Genomic DNA, 21,120 nt, shown 5'->3' with positions numbered 1-21,120 from the left:
ACAGCATGACACTGCGCCTTTTTTCACCGCGTCTCTTCTCCCTGTCCCTGCTCGCCAGCGTGCTGGTCGGCTGCGCCACGGTGCCTGCACCGGAAGTGCGCCGCAACGCCGTGCTCGACAGCCACCAGGTGGTCGCCGGGGATGGTTCCCGCGACGGCGTGAATGCCGAACCGCTGGAAGCCACCGGTGCACCGCAGCCGGTGATCCGCCGCGGCACCGGCACCATGATCAACCGCAGCGCGGCGGCTGCCGCGGCACCGTCGCTGGGGCAGGCCGGCAATGGCACGGCCACCTTCAACTTCGAAGGGGAATCGGTGCACGCGGTGGTCAAGGCGATCCTGGGCGACATGCTCGGCCAGAACTACGTCATCGCCCCCGGCGTGCAGGGCACCGTCACCCTGGCCACGCCCAAGCCGGTGTCGTCGGCGCAGGCGCTGAACCTGCTGGAGATGGTGCTGGGCTGGAACAACGCGCGCATGGTCTACAGCGGTGGCCGCTACAACATCGTCGCCGCCGACCAGGCACTGGCCGGCACCGTCGCACCGAGCACCGCTCCGGCGGCCAACGCGCGCGGCTTCGAGGTGCGGGTGATCCCGCTGCAGTACATCTCGGCCACCGAAATGAAGAAGGTGCTGGAGCCGTACGCGCGCCCCAATGCCATCGTCAACGTCGACAGCGGTCGCAACGTCATTACCCTGGGCGGCACCCGCAGCGAACTGGAAAACTACCTGCGCACGGTGGAGATCTTCGACGTCGACTGGTTGTCGGGCATGTCGGTGGGCGTGTTCCCGATCCAGACCGGCAAGGCCGAACAGGTCGCCGCCGACCTGGAGAAAGTGTTCGGTGAGGAAAGCAAGACGCCCAGCGCCGGCATGTTCCGCTTCCTGCCGCTGGAGAACGCCAATGCCGTGCTGGTGATCACCCCGCAGGCGCGGTATCTCGATCAGATCCAACAGTGGCTGGAGCGCATCGACACCGCCGGTGGCAGCGCACGGTTGTTCTCCTACGAGCTGCGTTACGTCAAGGCCAAGGACCTGGCCGAGCGCCTCGCCGAAGCCTTCGCCAACGAGAACAGCCGCGGTGGGCGCGGCAGCAGCGGTTCACTGGCACCGGGCGCCACCCAGATGGACCTGGGCGGCCGCGACAACGCTAACAACAGCATCTCGCTCAACACCGGGTCCGGCAGCGGCAGTGGCCGCGGCGGGCTGGGCGAGGGCACCCTGAGCCTGCCGCAGCGGCAGAGCGGCAACGCCAGTTTCAGCCTGGAAGTGCAGGGCGACACCGTGGGCATCTCGGCGGTGGAAGAAACCAACACGCTGCTGGTGCGCTCCACCCCGCAAGCCTGGCGGTCGATCCGCGAGGTGATTGAAAAGCTCGACGTGATGCCGATGCAGGTCCACATCGAAGCGCAGGTGGCCGAAGTGTCGCTGACCGGCGACCTCAGCTACGGCGTGAACTGGTTCTTCGAGCAGGCCGTGGCCACCGGCAAGACCGAAAGCGGCATCGACCTGCCCAGCGCGCTGGGGCGTTCGATCTGGGGCAGCATTTCCGGCGCGGTCGGCGATGGCGGGGTGGGCTGGACCTTCCTCGGCAAGAACGCGGCGGCGGTGGTGACGGCGCTGGACAAGGTCAGCAACCTGCGCCTGCTGCAGACCCCGTCGCTGTTCGTGCGCAACAACGCCGAAGCCACGCTCAACGTGGGCACCCAGATCCCGATCAACTCGGTGTCGGTCAACACCGGCACCGGCGGCGACAACACCTACAGCCAGGTGCAGTACCTGGACACCGGCGTGATCCTCAAGGTGCGCCCGCGCATTACCCGCGATGGCGTGGTGTTCCTGGACATCGTGCAGGAAGTCAGCTCGGCCGGTGCCATTCCGGCCGGCTGCGATCCAACCAAGACCACCTGCAACCCGCCGATCAACACGCGCAAGATTTCCACCGAAGCGGCCGTGCAGAGCGGGGACACCATCATGCTGGCCGGGTTGATCACCAACTCCGACGAAGATGGCTCCAACGGCGTTCCGGGTCTGAGCAAGATCCCGGTGCTGGGCGCCCTGTTCGGCAGGAAGACCCAGAACACCGGTCGTTCGGAAGTGATCGTGCTGCTGACCCCGACGATCGTCCGCAACGCGCAGGAATCGCGCAACCTCACCGACGAGTACAGCAACCGCTTCCGTGCCATGGAGCCGTTCCCGAACCACCAGAAGCCGAAGAACTGAGCTACGCTGCGGCCACGCGTGCCGCAGACAGGGGGACCGATGGGGACGATCGTGCTGCTGCCGATCGGGGTCGATGACACCGCCCTGGATCTTTGCCTGGGCGCACTGGACGCCGGCACGCCGGCCGACACCGCGGTATGGCTGGCCGACGACGGCCAGGCCGGCCCGCGCGTGCAGCCGGTGATCGAGCACTGGCTGGCCCACACCCGGCTGCGTGCCGAATACACCCGGCGCGCGCGCAGCATCGGCGAGGTGGCCCACCTGGATGAGATGTTGCGTGCCTGCGCAGGCGCCGACGTGGTGGTGCTGGCGCCCGACGCCATTCCCGCGCCGGGCTGGCTGCAGCAGCTGGATGCCTGTTTCGCGCGTGACCCGTCGATCGGCTCGGCCACGCCGTGGTGCAACGCCGGTGAAACCGCGGCCTGGCCACGGCTGGGCGAGATCGACCCGGTACCGGCCGACCTCTACGCAATGGCCCAGGCCTGCGCCGGGTTGCCGCCGATGCATCCTGAACTGCCCTCGGCGGTGACCCACGCGGTACTGCTGCGGGCCAACGCCCGGCGCAAGGCCGGTGGCCTGGACATGCACAGCTACGGCTCGTGGAATGCCGCGCTGGTCGACCTGAGCCTGCGCATGGCCGGGCTGGGCTGGCGCAATGCGCTGTGCGAAACCGCCTTCGTGGCGCGCGCCGGCGAAGCCACTGCGTTCGACGGCGACATGGACGCGTTGGGCACCCGCTGGCCGGGCTGGCAGCCCCGCCTGGCCGCGTTCCTGATGGCCGACCCGCTGCGCAGCACCCGTGAAACCCTGCAGCAGCTGCACCGGCAGGCGATAATGCCGCGTTCGCAGGGCGACTTGTTCGCCCCGCCGCCTGCATCCCTTCCGGAGTGACCCGTGTGAGCATTGCCATCGCCGCCATCGTTGTCAGCTACCAGAGCGCGAGCACGCTGGATGCCTGTCTGGCCAGGCTGCGCGGGGCCGACGGCGTGGTCGAGATCCGGGTGGTCGACAACGGGTCCACCGATGCCACCCTGGATATCGTGCAACGCCACGCCACCGCCGACCCGCGCGTGCGTTTCATCGCCAACCCGGACAACCCCGGTTTCGCGGCCGCCAACAACCAGGGCGTGGCCGACAGCCGCGCACCGTGGCTGGCCTTCATCAACCCGGACCTGCTGGTCGAGCCGGGCACCCTGGCCGCGCTGTGCGAACGCGGCATGGCCATCGGCGATTGCCTGCTGGGCATGGAACAGGTCGACGAGCAGGGCCAGCCCGACCCGGCCGTGCGCCGTCGTGATCCGGATTTCGGGGCCATGCTGCGCTCGCCGGGGCAGGGCGCCAAGCTGGCGATCGCGGTGGACCACAGCCTGCCGCTGCAGCCGGTGCCGGCGCTGTCGGGGGCGTTGTTGCTGATGCCGCGCACCCTGTTCGACCGTATCGGCGGCTGGGATGCCGGTTACCGGCTGCACGCCGAAGACCTCGACCTGTGCCGTCGCGTGCGCCAGGCCGGCGCGCTGGTGGCGATCGCCAACGACCTGCAGGCGGTGCACGTGCGCGGGGTGTCCAGCCGCTCGCGGCCGTTCTTTGTGGAATGGCACAAGCACCGTGGTCTGTGGCGCTACTTCCGCAAGTTCGAAGCCGACCAGCGCAGCCTGCCGGTACAGGGCGCGGTGTTCGCCGCGATCTGGGCCCACGCGGTCGTGCAGATTCCACGGCTGCTGCGCGCGCGGTAATGGCCCACCGTGGGCACGCATCCCGGTAGGTACCCACCGTTGGTGGGTACATCCACGCAGGCGCATAATCGCCGCATGATCATCCAGTCCCTGCTCGACACCGACCTGTACAAGTTCACCATGATGCAGGCGGTGCTGCATCAGCATCCCGGCGCCCAGGTCCAGTACCGGTTCAAGTGCCGCACCCCCGGCATCGACCTGGCCAGCTACATCGACCAGATCAACGCCGAGATCGACCAGCTGTGCCAGCTCCGCTTCAGCACCGAAGAGCTGGAGTACATGCGCGGCCTGCGCTTCGTCAAAGCGGACTTCGCCGATTTCCTCGGCCTGTTCCACCTGGACCGCAAGTACATCCGGCTGCAGCCGTCGGCCAGCGTGCCCGGCGAGATCGAGCTGGACATCACCGGCCCCTGGCTGCACACCATCCTGTTTGAAGTGCCGCTGCTGGCGATCATCAACGAGGTGTGGTTCCGCAACACCACCACCGCCGATTTCGCCGAAGGCGAGCGCCGCCTGCAGGCCAAGACCGCGCTGCTGCGCGACACGCCCGGCTTCGAGCTGTGCCGCATCGCCGACTACGGCAGCCGCCGCCGCTACTCGCGTGAATGGCATGCGCGCATGCTGCCGATGATGCGCGACGCGCTGGGCGCGCAGTTCGTGGGCACCAGCAACGTGCATTTCGCCCGCCTGTACGGCATGACCCCGCACGGCACCATGGCCCACGAGTACCTGCAGGCGTTCCAGGCACTGGGCCCGCGCCTGCGCGATTCGCAGGTGGCCGCGCTGGAATCGTGGGCGCGCGAATACCGCGGCGATCTCGGCATTGCGCTCTCCGACGTGGTCGGGCTGGACGCGTTCCTGCGCGACTTCGACATGTACTTCTGCAAGCTGTTCGATGGCGTGCGCCACGACTCCGGCGATCCCTTCGCCTGGGGCGATCGCATGCTCGCGCACTTCAAGGACCGCCGCGTGGACCCGCGCAGCAAGGTGCTGGTCTTCAGCGATGGCTTGAACATCGAGAAGGTGATGCAGCTGTTCGACTACTTCCGTGGCCGCTGCCAGGTCGCCTTCGGCGTCGGCACGCACCTCACCAACGACCTGGGGCCGACCCCGCTCAACATCGTCATCAAGATGGTCCGCTGCAACGGCCAGCCGGTGGCCAAGCTCAGCGATTCGCCGGGCAAGAGCATGTGCGATGACCCCGGCTACCTGGCCTACCTGCGCCAGGTGTTCGAGCTTTCACCCGGGTGACACGGACAAAAGCGCCACAATGAGCCGTGCTCCGGGGCAATAAGTGACGCACAGCGTCACTTTCCCGGGGAAATGTGATATCCATCACGTTGCACTGGCTAGCTCGCCGCACTTGGCCTACGATTTGCGTGATGGAAGTCACAGTCGTTGGTCATCACAGGGAGCAGTCGGGTGAAGGTTCTATCTGTTTTTGGTACGCGGCCTGAAGCCATCAAGATGGGACCGCTGGTCCGCGCGCTGCATGCCGCGCCGGGCATCGAGTCCATCGTCTGCATCACCGGCCAACACCGGGCGATGCTTGACCAGGTGATGTCGCTGTTCGACATCCACCCCGATCACGACCTCGATGTCATGGTCGCCAACCAGACCCTCAACGGGCTGTGTTCCCGTCTGTTCGCCAAACTCGACGCGCTCTACGAACAGGTACAGCCGGACCGGGTGCTGGTGCACGGCGATACCAGCACGGCGATGACCGCGGCGCTGGCGGCCTTCCACCGCCGCATTCCGGTGGCGCACGTTGAAGCCGGCCTGCGCACCGGCGACCTGCAGCAGCCGTGGCCCGAAGAGATGAACCGCCGCGTGATCGACGTGGTCGCCGATCATCTGTTCGCCCCCACCAACAGCTCGCGCTACAACCTGGAACAGGAAAACCTGGCCGGGCGCATCAGCGTAACCGGCAACACCGTCATCGACGCGCTCAAGCAGACCGTCGAACGCATCGACCAGGACGCGACGCTGCGCACCTCGATCGACGCGCATTTCCCGTTCCTGGAAAGCCAGCGCAAGCTGCTGCTGGTCACCGGCCACCGCCGCGAGAACTTCGGCGGCGGCTTCGAGAACATCTGCCGCGCGCTGGCCGAGCTGGCCCTGCGCGACGACCTGCAGATCGTGTACCCGGTGCACCTCAACCCGAACGTGCAGGGGCCGGTGCATGCCCATCTGGGCGGGCTGGACAACGTGCACCTGATTCCACCGCAGGATTACCTCAGCTTCGTGCGCCTGATGCAGCGCGCGCATGTGGTGCTGACCGACTCCGGCGGCGTGCAGGAAGAAGCCCCGGCGCTGGGCCGCCCGGTCCTGGTGATGCGCGATGTCACCGAGCGCCCCGAAGCGGTGCAGGCCGGCGTGGTGCGCCTGGTGGGCACCGATCCGGCGCGGATCGTGGCTGCCGTGCACGACGCCTGCAACGGGCCGCGGGTGGCGGCGCACTTCATCGCCGATGCCAGCCCGTACGGCGACGGACGCGCCTCGGCGCGGATCGTTGCCGCGCTGCGCGGTGAACCGTTCGACGAGTTCGTGGCCGCCCATGCGGCGCCGCTGTCCCAATCCTCCCTTTCCGAAGTGACGCCATGACCCCGACCAACCGTAGTACCGCTCGTTTTCCCCAGGTATTACCGCTGGCCCTGGTCCTGGCACTCCCCCTCAGTCCTGCCTACGCCGCCGACACCGCGGCCGGGCAGTTCACCGAGTGGGCGGCCGACGCCACCGTGACGCGCAGCATGACGCTGCGTGAGCTGGGCTTCCGCCAGCCGCTGACCCTCAGCGGCCAGGAAAGCCAGCGCGAAATCTACCTGCCGGTCCCGGCCGGCGTGCCGACCCGCGACGCGCAGTTGCAGCTGGATGGCCGCTACGTACGCGGTCATACCGGGCGCAGTTCGGGCTTGTGGTCGGTCGACGGCGACCCGGTTGCGGCGCGGTCGATCACCGATGCGCAGGGCGATGCCAGCCAGCTGTTGGCCATCGATGGCCTGCCGCGTGACAACGGCTTCGTCCGCGTGGCCGTGGGCTGGTGGTCGGTGGTGTCCGACTACCGCTGCGCCGACCAGAGCGCGCCGGCCAACGTGCTGCGGCTGTCGCCGGACTCGCGTTTCAGCTACCGCTTCGATGGGCGTGCGGTGAACACCGTGGCCAAGGCCTGGGGCGCACTGCCGACGCGCGTGCGCGTGCTGGTGGATGGCAAGGCGCTGCAGGCACCGGCCTACGACGCCGCCTGGCGGGTGGGCGCGGCGCTGCGCAACGGCGGCAAGCAGGTGGACGTGGTGGCACTGCCAGTGGTGGGCAGCACGGTGGACCTCACCGGCGTCTCCATTCCGGCCAGCCTGCAGGGCGTGCCGGCGTATGCGGCGCTGGCCGCAGGCGGCACCCAGCATCGCATTGCCAGCCTGGCCGAAGTCGGGGCGCTGCTGTCGCTGCGCGACAGCGGTCCGTTGGCCATCGACGTGGCGATCAGTACCGACCCGCTGCGTGCCGGCGTGCGCGCCGCCCTGGATGCACTGGCCACCGAGGTCGGTGCCAGTGGCGGCGATGCCGCCAGCGCCTTCAGCGCCTGGCGGGGCAGCGACATGGCCGCGCTGGAAAAGGGCACCGGCACCGCGTCGGTCAGCGTCGCCGCCGTGGCCGGGCGCCCGACCCTGGTGGTGGCGGCCAACGCCGGCGCCAAGGTGGCCGGCCTGCTCAGTGAACAGTGGCGCGCCTATGCACTGGGCCACACCCTGCAGGTGACCGAAGCCAGCCCGGCACCGGTGGGCGACAACGCGGTCCTGCTCAGTCGCCTGGGCAATATCGCCGGCACCCTGGACATCGTGACCCGCGGCGATCGCACCGCCAGCTTCGCACTCGGTGCGCTGTCGGCCGACGGCCGACTGCCCGACCAGGTGGTGGTCGACGTGTCCGCCGCACCCAACGCGGCCGGGCAGGGCGCGGTGGCCAGCCTCTACGTCAACGATTACCTGCTGGGCGCCAAGGTGCTCGCCGCCGACGGCAAGCCGCAGCGGCTGGTGGCCAAGGTGCCGGCCTACGCGCTGGCCGCACGCAACGAGGTGCGCATCAGCTTCCTGCGCCAGCCGGCGCGTCCGTACTGCCATGACCCGGCAACCGCGTTCCCGGTATCGATCCTGCCCAGCAGCCACCTGACGCTGGCCAAGCGCACCCTGGACGCCGACTTCGTCGGTGCCGCCAGCCAGCTGGCCCACGCCAATGAGGTGTTCGTACCGGCCAGCTGGCTGCAGGACGCCCCGGCGTCGCTGGCCAAGGTGATCGCCATCGCCAGCGCGGTCGGCGTGTCGCCGCAGGCGGCTGAACTGAAGGTGGTCGCTGCCGGTACCGCGATCAGCCCGGGGCGGCCTTACCTGGCCTTCGCACTGGCCCCCTCCGGGGTCACGCCGGCCGGTCTGAAGGACGGCCGCCTGGTGGTCAACGGTGCCACCCAGCCGCTGCTCGACCTGGCCGGCCTGGACCGTGCCGCAGCCGTGCAGGTGGTGGACGGGGGTGGCCATACCGGCGTGCTCTACAACGACCTCGGCGTGCAGGGCCCGGCGCTGGACCAGCCGTTCCGTCTGTTGCGCGGCGACCTGGCCGTGCTCGACGGCAGCGGCGTGGTCAGCGATTTCGACAGCCACGACCCCTATGGCGCGCGCCTGGCCGAGAGCGGCAATCCGCAGCCCTGGTGGCAACAGCACATGGTGTGGTTGCTGGTGCTGGTCGGGCTGGTGGTGTTCGCGCTGTTGGCGGCCCGTGTAACCCAGGTCCGTCGTCGCCGCACGTCCGCAAGCAACGGTCACTGACCGGCCGTGGACGGTCTGTTCTGGAACATCCAGCTGGCCAACTACTACGCTGCCCTGGAAACAGTGGCAGCGGCGGTCGCCGTGCTGATCCTGATCTCCAGCCTCGACGACCTGTTCATCGACATCTGGTACTGGGTGCGCGAAAGCTGGCGCACCCTGACCGTCAAGAAGCGCCGCGAATACCGCCCGCTGACCCAGCAGGACCTGCTGCAGCGTCCGGAGCAGCCGCTGGCGATCATGGTGCCGGCCTGGGCCGAGTACGACGTGATCGCGCAGATGGTGGAGAACATGATCGATGTGCTCGACTACCGCGAGTACATCGTCTTTGTCGGCACCTATCCCAACGACGCCGAGACCATCGCCGAAGTGGAGCGCATGCGGCGGCGCTACAAGCGCCTGCGCCGCGTGGAAGTGCCGCATGCCGGCCCGACCAGCAAGGCCGACTGCCTGAACTGGCTGATCCTGTCGATCTTCGACTACGAGAAGCGCCACGACATCGAATTTGCCGGGGTCATCCTGCACGACAGCGAAGACGTGCTGCACCCGATGGAGCTGCGCTTCTTCAACTACCTGCTGCCGCGCAAGGACATGATCCAGTTGCCGGTCACCTCGCTGGACCGCGAGTGGTACGAGCTGATCGCCGGCGTGTACATGGACGAGTTCGCCGAGTGGCATGCCAAGGACCTGGTGGTGCGCGAAAGCGTGTCCGGCATGGTGCCCTCGGCCGGCGTCGGCACCTGCTTCTCGCGCAAGGCGCTGCTGGCGCTGAGTGAGGCCACCGACAACCAGCCGTTCAACACCGACAGCCTCACCGAAGACTACGACGTGGGTGCGCGGCTGGCGGCGATGGGCATGCATTCGATCTTCGCCCGCTTCCCGGTGCAGTTCCGCGTGCGCCGGCCGTCGTGGTTCGGGTGGGGACCGGTGCGCGAGAGCACCCAGTCGATGGCGCTGTGCGTGCGCGAGTATTTCCCCGACAACTTCCGTGCCTCCTACCGGCAGAAAGCGCGCTGGGTGCTGGGTATCGGCCTGCAGAGCTGGGAGACGCTGGGCTGGCGCGGTTCGCTGGCCACCAAGTACCTGCTGGCGCGCGACCGCAAGGGCATCGTCACCTCGTTCATCAGCATCATCGCCTACATCATCTTCCTGCAGCTGCTGCTGTTCTGGCTGCTCAAGGTGACCGGGGTATGGACCACCCAGTTCCCGACCATTTTCCAGGCCGGCACCTGGCAGATGAACGTGGCGCTGATCACCACCGCCGCGCTGGCCACCCGCGTGGTGCAGCGCTTCTACTTCGTCAACAAGCTGTACGGCTGGGAACACGCGTTGATGTCGATCCCGCGCATGGTGGTCGGCAACATGATCAACTTCATGGCCACCGCGCGCGCGTGGCGGATGTTCCTGCTGTACCTGCTGTTCGGCAAGCGCATGGTGTGGGACAAGACCATGCACGATTTCCCCAGTGCCTCGCAGCTGGTGCAGACCCGCAAGCGCCTGGGCGAACTGCTCACCACCTGGCAGGCCGTGGAGCCGGAGCGGCTGGAGCAGGCGCTGCAGCAACAGCAGGGCGGGCGCCAGCAGCCGCTGGGCCGCATCCTGGTGTCGCAGGGCTGGTTGGACGATGAAACCCTGGCCGAGGCGATCGCCTTCCAGGGCGACCTGGCCCGCGCGGTGATCGACGTCGACTACCTGCAGGCCGGACAGTTCCCGCTCTCGGTCGAAGCCTGCGTGCAGTGGCGCCTGTTGCCGCTGCCGGGCAGCACCGCCGATACCTTGTCGATCGCGGTGGCCAACCCGCTCAGCGAGGCCGAGCAGGCCCAGTTGCTGCACGATGTGCATGCCACCGGACTGACGCAGTCGATCGCGCGCGAGAGCGAAATCAATGCGGGCCTGCGCCTGATCAGCGGTGAAACCTACCGCATCGACGCCGTGCCGCTACTGGGCGACCTGCTGGTGGAGATGCGGCTGATCGCACGCGACCAGTTCGAGCGCGTGCTGGACGAATACAAGCCGCAGCGCGACGGCCGCATCGGCGACTACCTGGTCAAGCACGGTGTCGCCACCGAAGCGGCGATTGCCGAAGCAGTGCGCGAGCAGCACCGCCGCTCGGGCCAACCCCAATACAGCGCCACCGGAGAGCTGAAGGCATGAGAACCACCCTGCTTTCCAGCGTGATCGCGCTGAGTCTGATCGGCCTGGGCAGTGCCAGCGTGCACGCGCAGGAATCGCTGCCGCTGTCGGGCAACGCGTACCGCATCGCCGAACAGGCCTTCGGTGCCTACGACCGTGGCGACTATCAACAGGCCTACCGTACCGCCAGCGAAGCGGTGCGGTTGCGGCCGGACGTGGCGCGCCTGCGCCTGCTGCAGATCTACGCGGCGCAGAAACTGGGCCGCACCGACGAGGCGCGCGCGCTGGCGCGCCGGGCACTTGCCGATGGCATCACCGACCCGGCCCTGCCGGGGCTGGCCGCCGCTGCACCGCGTGCCGCCGCCGCTGGCACCAACGTGCGTGGTGCCACCGCCGCCCGCCCGACCGCGGCCGAGCTGGCCTATCAACGCGCGTTTCCCTTGGCGGCCCAGGCCTACGAGGCGTTCAACAGTGACCGTATGGAAGAAGCCGCCAGCAAGGCCGAGCAGGCCTTCCGCCAGCAGCCGCAGCAGGGTGCCTGGGCGATCCTGTGGGTGGCCTCGCTGGAGGCCGGCGGCAAGCTGGACGAGGCGCAGCAGGCGGCGGCCACCGCGCTGTCGCTGGGCGCGCCGAACCGCACCGATATTCTTGCCGCGCAGTTGCGCATCAAACGCGAGCAGGCGGTCGTGCCGGCGCAGGCCGGCTACCAGGCGTTGATCGCCCTGCGTCCGCAGGATGCCGTGGCACCCGCGCGCCAGGCGGTGGAACTGGCGCCGGAGTCGGGCAGCCATCGCTTGCTGCTGATGACCGCCTTGCTGCTCAGCAACCAGTTGCCCGAGGCGGTAGATGCCGCATCCGATGCGATCGCCCAGGACAATGAAGACACCAACGCGCTGGTGATGCGCGGCTACCTGCAGCAACGGCTGGGTCGCAGCGCGCAGGCCAATGCAGACTTCGACCACGTGCTGGCCCAGGATTGGCTGGATGGCCAGCAGCAACGCAACGTGCGTCTGCTGGCGGTGGATGCGGCGCTGGCCGCGGGTGACCGTGAGCGTGCCGAGCGCCTGCTGGCCCCGCTGCGCACCGATCCACTGACCGACGAAGATGCCGATACACGCCGTGCCATCGCCGATGCGGTGGCGCTGCGCACCCGTTCGATGCGCTCGGCGCGACCGGGCGTGGCGCTCACCGACACCAGCTATCCCGCGCCGATCCAGCAGTGCCGCGAAACGCCCTACGGCACCCAATGCGAACTGACCCCCACCGACCTGCAGGGCGAGGGCGGCGCCGCCCAGCGTGCCTATGCCGCCTACGGTCGGCAGGACTACCAGCAGGCCATCGAGGAGGCGCGCAAGGCCGTGCAGGCGGCGCAGGACAGCGCGCCATTGCAGTCGCTGCTCACCACCTCGCTGGCCGCCGGCGACCGCAGCCAGCAGGCCGAAGCCCGCCAGCGCCTGGATACCGCCCTGGCCACCACGCCGCAGGATGCCGGTCTGCTGATGCAGCGCGGCTACCTCAACCAGCGCGCGGGTGATCCGCGCAGCGCACTGGGCGATTTCCAGGCGGCCGAGGCAACCGGCAAGGCACCGCCCACGGTGGTGCTGGACCAGGCCTATTCCAACGCGGCGCTCGGCCAGCACCCGCAGGCGGTGACGCTGCTGCGCGGGGCGATCGACAGCGCCGACGCCGGCACGCTGCCGTTGGATGCCGCGCAGCGCTACAACACGCGCAGCTCCATCGCCAACTATTCGCGGGAATGGGGCATGACGCTGTCGGCGGGCTATCGCGGCGCGCGCCAGGCCGCCACCAACCTGGGCGGTGCGGCGATCAGCACGCCCGGCGACTCGGTGTTCGGCACGCTCGAAGCGTTCTGGCGGCCGCAGAAACTCAACAACCAGCACGGCACGATGGAACTGTATGCGCGCCTGGCCAACACGCTGTATGACGAAGGCGGCACCTTCGAATCGCTGCAGGCGGTGGACCCGTGCACCGGCATCCCCAGCGAGGATGCCCGCACGCGCGCCGAGCGGCTCAGCCGCTCGCGGTCGATCGCCGGGTGGCCGTCCACCATCGGCGCGTTCGGTGCGCGCTACACCTTCGGCCAGACTGGCCTGAGCGCCGGCATCGAGCGCCGCCAGTTCCTCGGCACCGCCACCCGCAACGGCGGCGTGTACCCGGATTCGGCCGCCATCCAGTGCCGGATCCAGATCGAATCGAGCCAGCCGCTGCAGATGACCACCGCGGCCCGCTACCGTCTGCAGGACAACGCCGGCGGCTGGATGTCCTACCTCACCTACGGCTTCTACAAAGGCACCGGCGTGCGCACCGACGTCAACCAGTGGTGGACGCTCAGTGGGTACGCCCAGGCCGGCTTTACCTGGGATGACAACCGCGCGCGCTTCACCGTGGATCAGATCGACAGCAACGGCGACATCGTGGCGCGGCTGACCGACTCCGACGGTCGCCTGCGCCGCCAGCAGTGGTTCGGTGCCGCCGAACTGCGCGCCGGCCGCAGCTACCGCTTCGGTGCCGAGCAGACCCGCTGGGTGTTGAGCCCGTACCTGGTGATCGGCGCGGACTGGATCGACCAGCGCTCCAAGGTACGCGGCATCACCTACCCGCTGATCGGCGCGCAATCGTTCGACCTGTCCGACACCGACCGCAGCTGGTCGCTCGGTGCCGGCCCCGGCGTGGGCGTGCGCTACTGGTTCCGCGAAGACCACTACAACGCGGCGCGGTCCTACCTGGACCTGGCCGTGCAGTACCGGTTCGCCCTGGGCGGCGGCGATACGCAGCGCGCCAAGGGTCTGTTCGCTACCGCTACCTTGTACTACTGACATTGGAAAAGGCATGAACGACATGGATACGCATTCTTTGCTGACCCCCACCGCTCCCCGCCGTCGCCTGCGTGCCGGTCTGCCGCTGCTGGCCGTGCTGTGCGCACTGGCCGGTACCGGTGTCGCGCAGGCGCAGGCGCCCGCCGCCGCACCGCCCGCCGCCAGCAAGGACGACTCGGCCATCGTGCTGGTCGGCAAGGACGGCTGGTTGTTCCCTGCATGGGGCAGCTTGAGCGAGGTGGACATGCAGGCGGTCGATGCCTCCACCCGCCTGATCGCCGAAACCAAGGCCCGCCTTGCCGCACGTGGCGTGCGCCTGGAGCTGCTGCTGCTGCCCGACAAGGTGCTGTTCTACGAAGATCGCCTGCCCGCGGGCAAGGTGGTGAGTGCTTCGGTGGAAAAGCGCTACGACACCATTCTTGGCTCGCTGCAGAAGGCCGGCGTCGATGCACTGGATGCGCGCAAAGTGCTGGCCGGCGTGCGCGCGGGCGGCACCGACGTGTTCTATCGCAGCGACCAGCACTGGACCCAGGCCGCCGCCGATGCCACCGCCGATGCGCTGGCGGCACGCATCAAGCAGGCCGTGCCGAACCTGGCCGGCGAGCCCGGCACGGGCACGCCGCTGGGCAAGGAAACCCGCGAGCGCCGCTATGGCGACCTGGCCGAACTGTTCCTGCCACCGGAACAGCGTGCCGCGGTGGGCCGCGAAACCTTCACCGTGCGCCGCGCCGCCGAATCGCAGGGCCTGCTCGACAGTGGCAAGGCACCGGTGCACGTGACCGGGCACAGCATGGTGCAGGCCTACTTCGGTTTCCCGCAGAAGCTTTCCAACGCGCTGGACCGCCCGGTCACGGTGAACTGGAAGGCCGGCAACGTGGGCCCGTGGATCATGCTGCTGGAGTACCTGGAGTCCGACGACTTCCGTACCAATCCGCCGCAGGTGCTGGTCTGGCAGATGTTCGAACCGGTGTACGGGTTCGGCCCGCAGGCCCAGGGCCAGTGGGACAACGCGTCGATCATGACCCCGGCGCAGTTCACCGCGCGCGTGAACAAGGCATTGGGGCAGTAACCCGATGAGTGCACGTCCCGGCGCGCCCGCGCCCCTGCCACCGGCCGCGCCGCCCGGTGCCCACCGTCCCACCGCCGCGCTGGTGATCGCGCTGCTGGTCATCGGCCTGCTGGCCGGTGGCTGGATGCTGGGCAAGGCGAAGATCCCCGCGGCCGCGTTGGCACCGGCACGCTGGGCCGACGGCGAAGCTGGCCGCGCGATCAACGAAGCGCTCAAGTTGCCGGTGCAGGCCCAGGCCGACCTGGCCACGGCCGCGCTGCGCTATCGCCTGCTCGGCGACCTGGGGCCGCAGGTGGCACTGGGGTGCCCGGACTGGCTGTTCTACCGCGACGGGCTGCGCCCGCCGCCGGGTGCGGGCGAGCAGGTGCTGCAGCAACGCGTGCGGCTGATGCAGCACTGGACCACGCAGCTCAAGGCGCAGGGCGTACAGGTGCTGGTGGTGGTGGTGCCGGACAAGTCACGGATCGAGCAGGCGCATACCTGCGGGTTGCGCCATTCAACGGCCATGCGCGCGCGGTTGGGCCAGTGGCAGCAGGCGCTGGGTGCCGCCCACGTGGCCTCCACCGACCTGCTGCCGGTACTGCAGCAGGGCACGGCGCCGGTGTTCTTCCGCACCGACGTGCACATGAACCGGATCGGCGCGCAGCGCGCCGCCGACGCGGTGGCCGCCTCGGCGCTGCCGCTGCTGGGCGGGCGTGGCGCGCAGGCGTTCGAGGTGGGCGCGCCCGGTGCGGCCAAGCCGCGCATGGGCGACCTGATCGTGCTCGCCGGGCTGGAGAAGGCGCCGCCGGCCTGGCGCCCGGCGCTGGACCGCGAGCCCGAACAGGTGATCGCGCCGGTGCGCAGTGGTGGCCTGCTCGATGACACCCCGCCGGTGGAGGTGCTGTTGCTGGGCAGCTCCAACGGCCGCCGCAGCCTGTTCGCCGAACGCCTGGGCAATGCGCTGGGGCGCGAAGTGTGGAACCAGAGCCTGGATGGCGGGCAGTTCTCCGGCGCGCTGCTGGCGGCCTGGCCGCAGCGTGCGCAATGGCCGCCCACGCTGAAGCTGGTGGTCTGGGAATTTTCTGAAATGGCCCTGTCCTTGCCGTTGACCGACGGTGAGCAGGCAACGCTGGCCGAGATCGACTGAGCGCTACGGACGATGCTTTTCAACTCCTTCCTGTTCCTGCTGGTGTTCCTGCCGATCGCGCTGGGCGTGCATTACGCCCTGGGCGCGGTGAAGCCGCGCCTGGCGGCCTTGTGGCTGTGCGTGGCGTCCATCGTGTTCTACGGCTGGTGGAACCCGCAGTTCGTGATCCTGCTGTCGGGCTCGATCGTCTTCAACTACCTGGTCAGCCTGGTGATCCTGTCGCTGGCCAAGCGACCGAAACTGCAGCTGCTGGCCACCGTGCTGGGCGTGGCCGCCGACCTGCTGTTGCTGGTGCACTACAAGTACTTCGCGGCGATGGTGAACTTCGTCGGCGAGATGGGCTTCAACGTCGGCCCGATGGATGCGTTGATCCTGCCGTTGGGCATTTCCTTCTTCACCTTCACCCAGATCGGCTACCTGCTCGACTGCCGCGCCGGCGTGGTCAACGACCGCAGCCCGCTCAGCTACGTGCTGTTTGTGACCTTCTTCCCGCACCTGATCGCCGGCCCCATCCTCCACCACAAGGAGATGATGCCGCAGTTCAGCAAGCGCGAAACCTACCGGTTCCAGGCCGACAACCTGTCGGTGGGCGGCATGTTGTTCGTGATCGGGCTGGCCAAGAAAGTACTGCTGGCCGACACCATCGCCCCGTATGCCGATGCCGGCTTCGCCTCCACCGGCGAGGTGCAGTTCTGGGGCGCCTGGGCCACCGCGCTCAGCTACGCGCTGCAGCTGTACTTCGATTTTTCCGGGTACTCGGACATGGCGCTGGGCCTGGCGCGCATGTTCGGCATCCGCTTCCCGCTCAACTTCAATTCGCCTTACAAGGCGACCAGCGTGATCGACTTCTGGGCGCGCTGGCACATGACGCTCACCCGTTACATCACCGCCTACCTGTACTACCCGGTGGCGATGGCGGTCACCCGCTGGCGTACCCGCCATGGCCGCGCCACCGGCCCGGCGGCGGTGGCCTCGGCGGGCGGCTTCCTGTCGATGATCGTGCTGCCCACGGTGTGGGCGATGGGCCTGGCCGGCATCTGGCACGGCGCGGGCCTGCAGTTCCTGATCTTCGGCCTGCTGCATGCCGGCTACCTGTCCATCAACCATGCCTGGCGCGTGTTCGTCGGCGGCCGCAAGCCGGCCGCGCTGCGCCAGCTGCGCTGGTACCAGCACGCCGGCTATGTGCTGCTCACCTTCGGTGCGGTACTGGTGGCGCAGGCGTTCTTCCGCGCCGACGGCGTGCACGATGCCTGGGAGCTGGTGCAGGCCATGTTCGGCGTGCGCGGTTGGGAAAGCCTGGAGAACCTGGGCTACCTTGGCGGCATGGGGCTGGGCGACAGCTGGCGCCTGCTGGCTGGCCACCACGTGCAGCTGCTCTACATCCTGGTGCTGCTGGCCATCGTCTGGCTGGCACCCAACGCGCAGCAGATCATGGGCGTGTACGGCCCGTCGCTGGCCAAGCCCAGCCCGGCGCCCCGCGCGTGGATGCGCTGGCAGCCCAACTGGCAGTGGCTGCTGGTGATGCTGCTGATGCTGGGGCTGTCGCTGCTGAGCCTGCACAAAGAATCCCGTTTCCTCTACTTCCAGTTCTGACAAGGTGAACCCGATGGATATCCAGACCCTCCAGGCCCAGTTGATCGACATCGTCGAAGCGGTGATCGGCACCCGCGTGCAGCCGGACGAATACATGGAGTCGCTGTTCGACTCGATGTCCAAGGTGCAGCTGATGGTCGAGGTCAAGGACCGCCTGGGCGTGACCCTGCCGGTCGATGAGATCGATGCGCTGGTCGATTCGGTGCAGGTGCTGGCCGACTACGTGGCCGCGCACCAGCGCTGAGCCCACCCCACCTGCAGGAGCTGTCCGCATGCGTTTCGATTTCGAACACTGCCGCTTCGTCGCGCTGGAGCACGCCCCGCATGCACCGGCCCTGCACGATGCCGACGGCAGCCTGGACTGGGCCGCGCTGCATGCGGCAACCCAGGCCTGGATCGGGCGCGCGCAGGCGGCCGGCGTGCAGCCCGGCTACGCGTTGGTGATCTCCGGGCACAAGCAGTCTGCGTTCGTGGTGGCCATGCTGGGCTGCCTGCAGATGGGCGTCACCTATGTGCCGGTGGACACCATCAACCCGGCCGCGCGGCTGCAGCGGATCACCCAGCTCACCCATGCCGGCGCGGTCTACGATGCCGCCACCGATACCTTCGGGCCCGGTGCCGACGCACCGCGCGCGCTCAGCGTGCCGGACCTGGCCTACATCATGTTCACCTCCGGCAGTACCGGTGACCCGAAGGGCGTGCAGATCGGCCGCGACAGCGTGGCGCTGTTCACCGGCTGGATTACCGACTGCCTGCAGCTGGGCGAGGCGCCGGCCTTCCTCAACCAGATGCTCTTCAGCTTCGACTTCTCGCTGTTCGACCTGTGCGGTGCGCTCGGCACCGGCGGCAGCTGCGTGCTGTGCCCGCGCGAGGTGATCGCCGACAGCGAACGGTTTGTCGAACACCTGCGTCAGTCGGCGGTGGCGGTGTGGGCGTCCACGCCCTCGTTCGTGCGCCAGCAGATGCTCAACCCGCGCTTCAACGCCGAGCACCTGCCCTCGCTGCGCGTGTTCGTGTTCGGCGCCGAATCGCTCACCCCGCGCGTGGCCGAAGAGCTGTGGGCGCGCTTCCCGCAGGCGCGCATCATCAACTCCTACGGTCCCACCGAGGCCACCTGTTCCACCACCTGGGTGGAGATCGACCCGGCGCTGCGCGCGGCCGCGCCCAACCCGTTCCCGATCGGCGTGGCCAAGCCCTATGCCGAGGTCTTCATCGACGACGGCGAAATCTGCATGGCCGGCGACCACGTCATGCGCGGCTACCTGGATCGCCCGGACCTGGACCAGGGCGTGCTGTTCACCCATCACGGCAAGCGGGCCTACCGCAGCGGTGACCTGGGCGACCTGGATGCGGAAGGGCGGGTGACCTTCCGCGGCCGCAAGGATGACCAGATCAAACTCAACGGCTACCGCATCGAGCTGGCCGAAGTGGATGCTTCGCTGTCCACCCTGGACGGCGTGGTGGCCGGCGCGGCGGTGGTTCTGCGCCGGCCCGATGGCACCTTGGTGCGCATGATCGGCTTCGTCGAACTGTCCCAGCCCGGCGAAGGCGCGGTGCAGCCGCTGCCGGCGTCGTTGCAGGACTGGAAGGCGCAGCTGGGCCGTCGCGTGCCGCCGTACATGATTCCCTCTGAGCTGATCGCCGTTGATGCGCTGCCGACCGGCACCAGCAACAAGGTGGATCGCCGACAACTGGAGCAGCGCTACGCAATGGCGCGCACGCTTCGCCGCCAGGAACCCACTGCATGAAACTGCCCTTGATCTCGCTCGCCGCCGCCGTGCTGGCCCTTTCGTCGCTGGCCGCCACCGCCCAGCAGACCGCCCCCGAAGGTCGCCTGGCCCAGCTGTATGCGGCACGGCCGCCAGCCGGTTCGGCGTTCGTGCGCGTGCTCAACCCGGGCAGCGCCGCGCTCAAGGTCGCCGTCGGTCCGGGCGCCGAACAGAGCATCGGCCCGGCTACGCGGGCCAGCCGCTACGCCATCGTGGAGGGCGGCAAGCCGTTCACCGTGCGCGTGGCCGGCAAGCCCCGCAGCCAGCCGCAGGTTGCCGCCGGCAGCTTCACCACCCTGGTGCTGGACGCCGCGGCCCCGTCAAAGCCGCTGGCGGCACTGGCCGATGGCGGTGGCACCAGCGACGCGCTCAAGGCCGAGATCCGCTTCTACAACCTGGCCAGCGGCTGCGCGCAGGGGCGCCTGGCCATGGCCGACAAGGGCGCCGTGGTGTTCCCGGCGGTGGCCAGCGGCAGCAGCAGTGCGCGCGGCATCAACCCGGTCAAGGCACGCCTGGTGGCCGGCTGCGGCGGCAAGGACAGCGCGCCGCTGGCCCTGCCGGCGCTGCAGCCCGGCGACCACTACAGCCTGTTCCTGACCGGCAGCGCCACCGCCCCGTTGCTGCAGGGCCAGCTCAGCGGCACCGACCCGGTGGGCCGCTGATCCATGCACACCCGTCCGGTATTCGGTGAAGACCACGCGCTGTTCCGCGCGCAGGTGCGGCGTTTCATCGCCGAGCAGATCGCCCCGCACTACGCACAGTGGGAGCGCGACGGCATCACCCCGCGCGCGCTGTGGCGTGCGGCCGGGGAGGCTGGCCTGCTCAACTGCCAGCTGCCCGAGCCGTACGGCCTGGGCGGCGACATCGGCCACGCCGCCTGCGTGATCGAGGAACTGGCGCGCGCCAACTACCTGGGGATCGGCTTCTCGATCCACTCGGACATGGTGGCGCCGTACCTGATGCAGTACGGCAGCGATGAAGTACGCGCGCGCTGGCTGCCAGCGATGGCGCGCGGCGAGGCGATCGGCGCCATTGCGATGACCGAACCGGGCGCGGGCAGCGACCTCAAGGCGGTCCGCACCCGTGCCGAACGCCAGGGCGAGCACTACCTGCTGAACGGCCAGAAGACCTGGATCACCAACGGCAGCAACGCCGACGTGGTGGTGGTAGTGGCCACCGTGGCGCCCGAGCTGGGCGCGCGTGGGCTCACTCTGTTCTGCGTGGACACCGCGTTGCCCGGCGTCACTCGCGGCGCACCGATGGCCAAGATCGGCCAGCACGCGCAGGACACCAGCGAGCTGTTCTTCCAGGACGTGGCGGTACCGGTGTCGCACCTGCTGGGCGAAGAACAGCGCGGCTTCGACTACCTGGGCGAACAGCTGGCGGCCGAGCGCATGGCCATCGCGTTGCGCGCAGCGGCATCGGCCGAGGGCATGCTCGATGAAACCGTGGCCTACGTGCGCCAGCGCAAGGCATTCGGGCGCTTCCTGATCGACCACCAGAACACCCGTTTCGTGCTGGCAGGCGCGGCGGCCCAGCTGGCGATGCTACGCAGCTTCCTCGACCAGTGCCTGGCCGCGCAGCTGCAAGGCCGGTTGGACGCAACGGTGGCGGCGATGGCCAAACTCAACGCCACCGAACTGCAGGGCACGATCCTCGACGACCTGCTGCAGTTGCATGGTGGCTACGGCTACAGCAGCGAGTACGGCATCGGCCGCGCCTGGACCGACGCACGCGCGCTGCGCATCTTCGGGGGCAGCAGCGAAATCCTGCGCGAGATCATCGGCCGCACGTTGTAACCGCGTCAGCCCCGGTAGGTACCGA

The 21,120-nt window shown here is 68.8% G+C and carries 15 protein-coding genes; all 15 read left to right on the top strand.

Features of this window, described 5'->3' with window-relative positions; all coding sequences use genetic code 11:
- Window positions 1-5 precede the first annotated feature (5 nt).
- The 15 genes from gspD (at window position 6) to DX03_RS16730 (ending at window position 21,095) form a co-directional block, all read left to right on the top strand.
- Window positions 6-2,222: a type II secretion system secretin GspD gene (gene gspD / locus DX03_RS16800; RefSeq protein ID WP_038690549.1), complete on the top strand. Its 2,217-nt coding sequence runs from the start codon at window positions 6-8 to the stop codon at window positions 2,220-2,222.
- A 39-nt stretch (window positions 2,223-2,261) separates the two neighbouring features.
- Window positions 2,262-3,113, top strand: a complete 852-nt coding sequence (locus DX03_RS16795) for a glycosyltransferase family 2 protein (RefSeq protein WP_038690548.1) — start codon at window positions 2,262-2,264, stop codon at window positions 3,111-3,113.
- Window positions 3,114-3,118: 5 nt separating this feature from the next.
- Window positions 3,119-3,955 carry a glycosyltransferase family 2 protein gene (locus DX03_RS16790; protein WP_038692519.1) on the top strand — a complete coding sequence of 279 codons (837 nt, stop codon included), beginning with the start codon at window positions 3,119-3,121 and terminating at the stop codon, window positions 3,953-3,955.
- Between the two features lie 75 nt (window positions 3,956-4,030).
- The gene (gene pncB, locus DX03_RS16785; RefSeq protein WP_038690547.1) at window positions 4,031-5,206 is read left to right on the top strand and encodes a nicotinate phosphoribosyltransferase; all 1,176 of its coding nucleotides are present in this window, start codon (window positions 4,031-4,033) and stop codon (window positions 5,204-5,206) included.
- A gap of 171 nt (window positions 5,207-5,377) precedes the next feature.
- The gene (wecB, locus tag DX03_RS16780; protein WP_038690546.1) at window positions 5,378-6,559 is read left to right on the top strand and encodes a non-hydrolyzing UDP-N-acetylglucosamine 2-epimerase; all 1,182 of its coding nucleotides are present in this window, start codon (window positions 5,378-5,380) and stop codon (window positions 6,557-6,559) included.
- A complete protein-coding gene (locus DX03_RS16775) occupies window positions 6,556-8,769 on the top strand; it encodes a cellulose biosynthesis cyclic di-GMP-binding regulatory protein BcsB (protein ID WP_038690545.1) in 2,214 nt (737 codons plus the stop codon). The genes wecB and DX03_RS16775 overlap by 4 nt, the downstream gene beginning before the upstream one ends.
- A 6-nt stretch (window positions 8,770-8,775) precedes the next feature.
- The gene (locus tag DX03_RS16770; protein ID WP_038690544.1) at window positions 8,776-10,920 is read left to right on the top strand and encodes a glycosyl transferase family protein; all 2,145 of its coding nucleotides are present in this window, start codon (window positions 8,776-8,778) and stop codon (window positions 10,918-10,920) included.
- On the top strand, window positions 10,917-13,736 hold the full coding sequence (locus tag DX03_RS16765; RefSeq protein ID WP_038690543.1) for an NfrA family protein: 2,820 nt from the start codon (window positions 10,917-10,919) through the stop codon (window positions 13,734-13,736). Before DX03_RS16770 ends, DX03_RS16765 begins: the two co-directional genes overlap by 4 nt.
- A 22-nt stretch (window positions 13,737-13,758) precedes the next feature.
- Entirely contained in the window at window positions 13,759-14,805 is a 1,047-nt protein-coding gene (locus DX03_RS16760; protein WP_038692517.1) for an alginate O-acetyltransferase AlgX-related protein, read from the top strand.
- 4 nt (window positions 14,806-14,809) lie between these two features.
- Window positions 14,810-15,934, top strand: a complete 1,125-nt coding sequence (locus DX03_RS16755; protein ID WP_051598895.1) for an alginate O-acetyltransferase AlgX-related protein — start codon at window positions 14,810-14,812, stop codon at window positions 15,932-15,934.
- A 12-nt stretch (window positions 15,935-15,946) separates the two neighbouring features.
- Entirely contained in the window at window positions 15,947-17,527 is a 1,581-nt protein-coding gene (locus DX03_RS16750) for an MBOAT family O-acyltransferase (protein ID WP_038690542.1), read from the top strand.
- A 13-nt stretch (window positions 17,528-17,540) separates the two neighbouring features.
- On the top strand, window positions 17,541-17,771 hold the full coding sequence (locus DX03_RS16745; protein WP_038690541.1) for an acyl carrier protein: 231 nt from the start codon (window positions 17,541-17,543) through the stop codon (window positions 17,769-17,771).
- Between the two features lie 28 nt (window positions 17,772-17,799).
- Entirely contained in the window at window positions 17,800-19,275 is a 1,476-nt protein-coding gene (locus DX03_RS16740) for an AMP-binding protein (RefSeq protein WP_038690540.1), read from the top strand.
- Complete coding sequence (locus tag DX03_RS16735) at window positions 19,272-19,958, top strand: alginate O-acetyltransferase AlgF (RefSeq protein WP_051598894.1); 687 nt, start codon at window positions 19,272-19,274, stop codon at window positions 19,956-19,958. The genes DX03_RS16740 and DX03_RS16735 overlap by 4 nt, the downstream gene beginning before the upstream one ends.
- A 3-nt stretch (window positions 19,959-19,961) precedes the next feature.
- A complete protein-coding gene (locus DX03_RS16730; protein WP_038690539.1) occupies window positions 19,962-21,095 on the top strand; it encodes an acyl-CoA dehydrogenase family protein in 1,134 nt (377 codons plus the stop codon).
- Window positions 21,096-21,120: the final 25 nt, after the last annotated feature.

Origin of the sequence: Stenotrophomonas rhizophila (assembly GCF_000661955.1) — a bacterium.
Classification (GTDB): Bacteria; Pseudomonadota; Gammaproteobacteria; order Xanthomonadales; family Xanthomonadaceae; genus Stenotrophomonas; species Stenotrophomonas rhizophila.
Note: the sequence above shows the minus strand (reverse complement) of the source record. Positions and strands in the feature narration are given on the sequence as shown.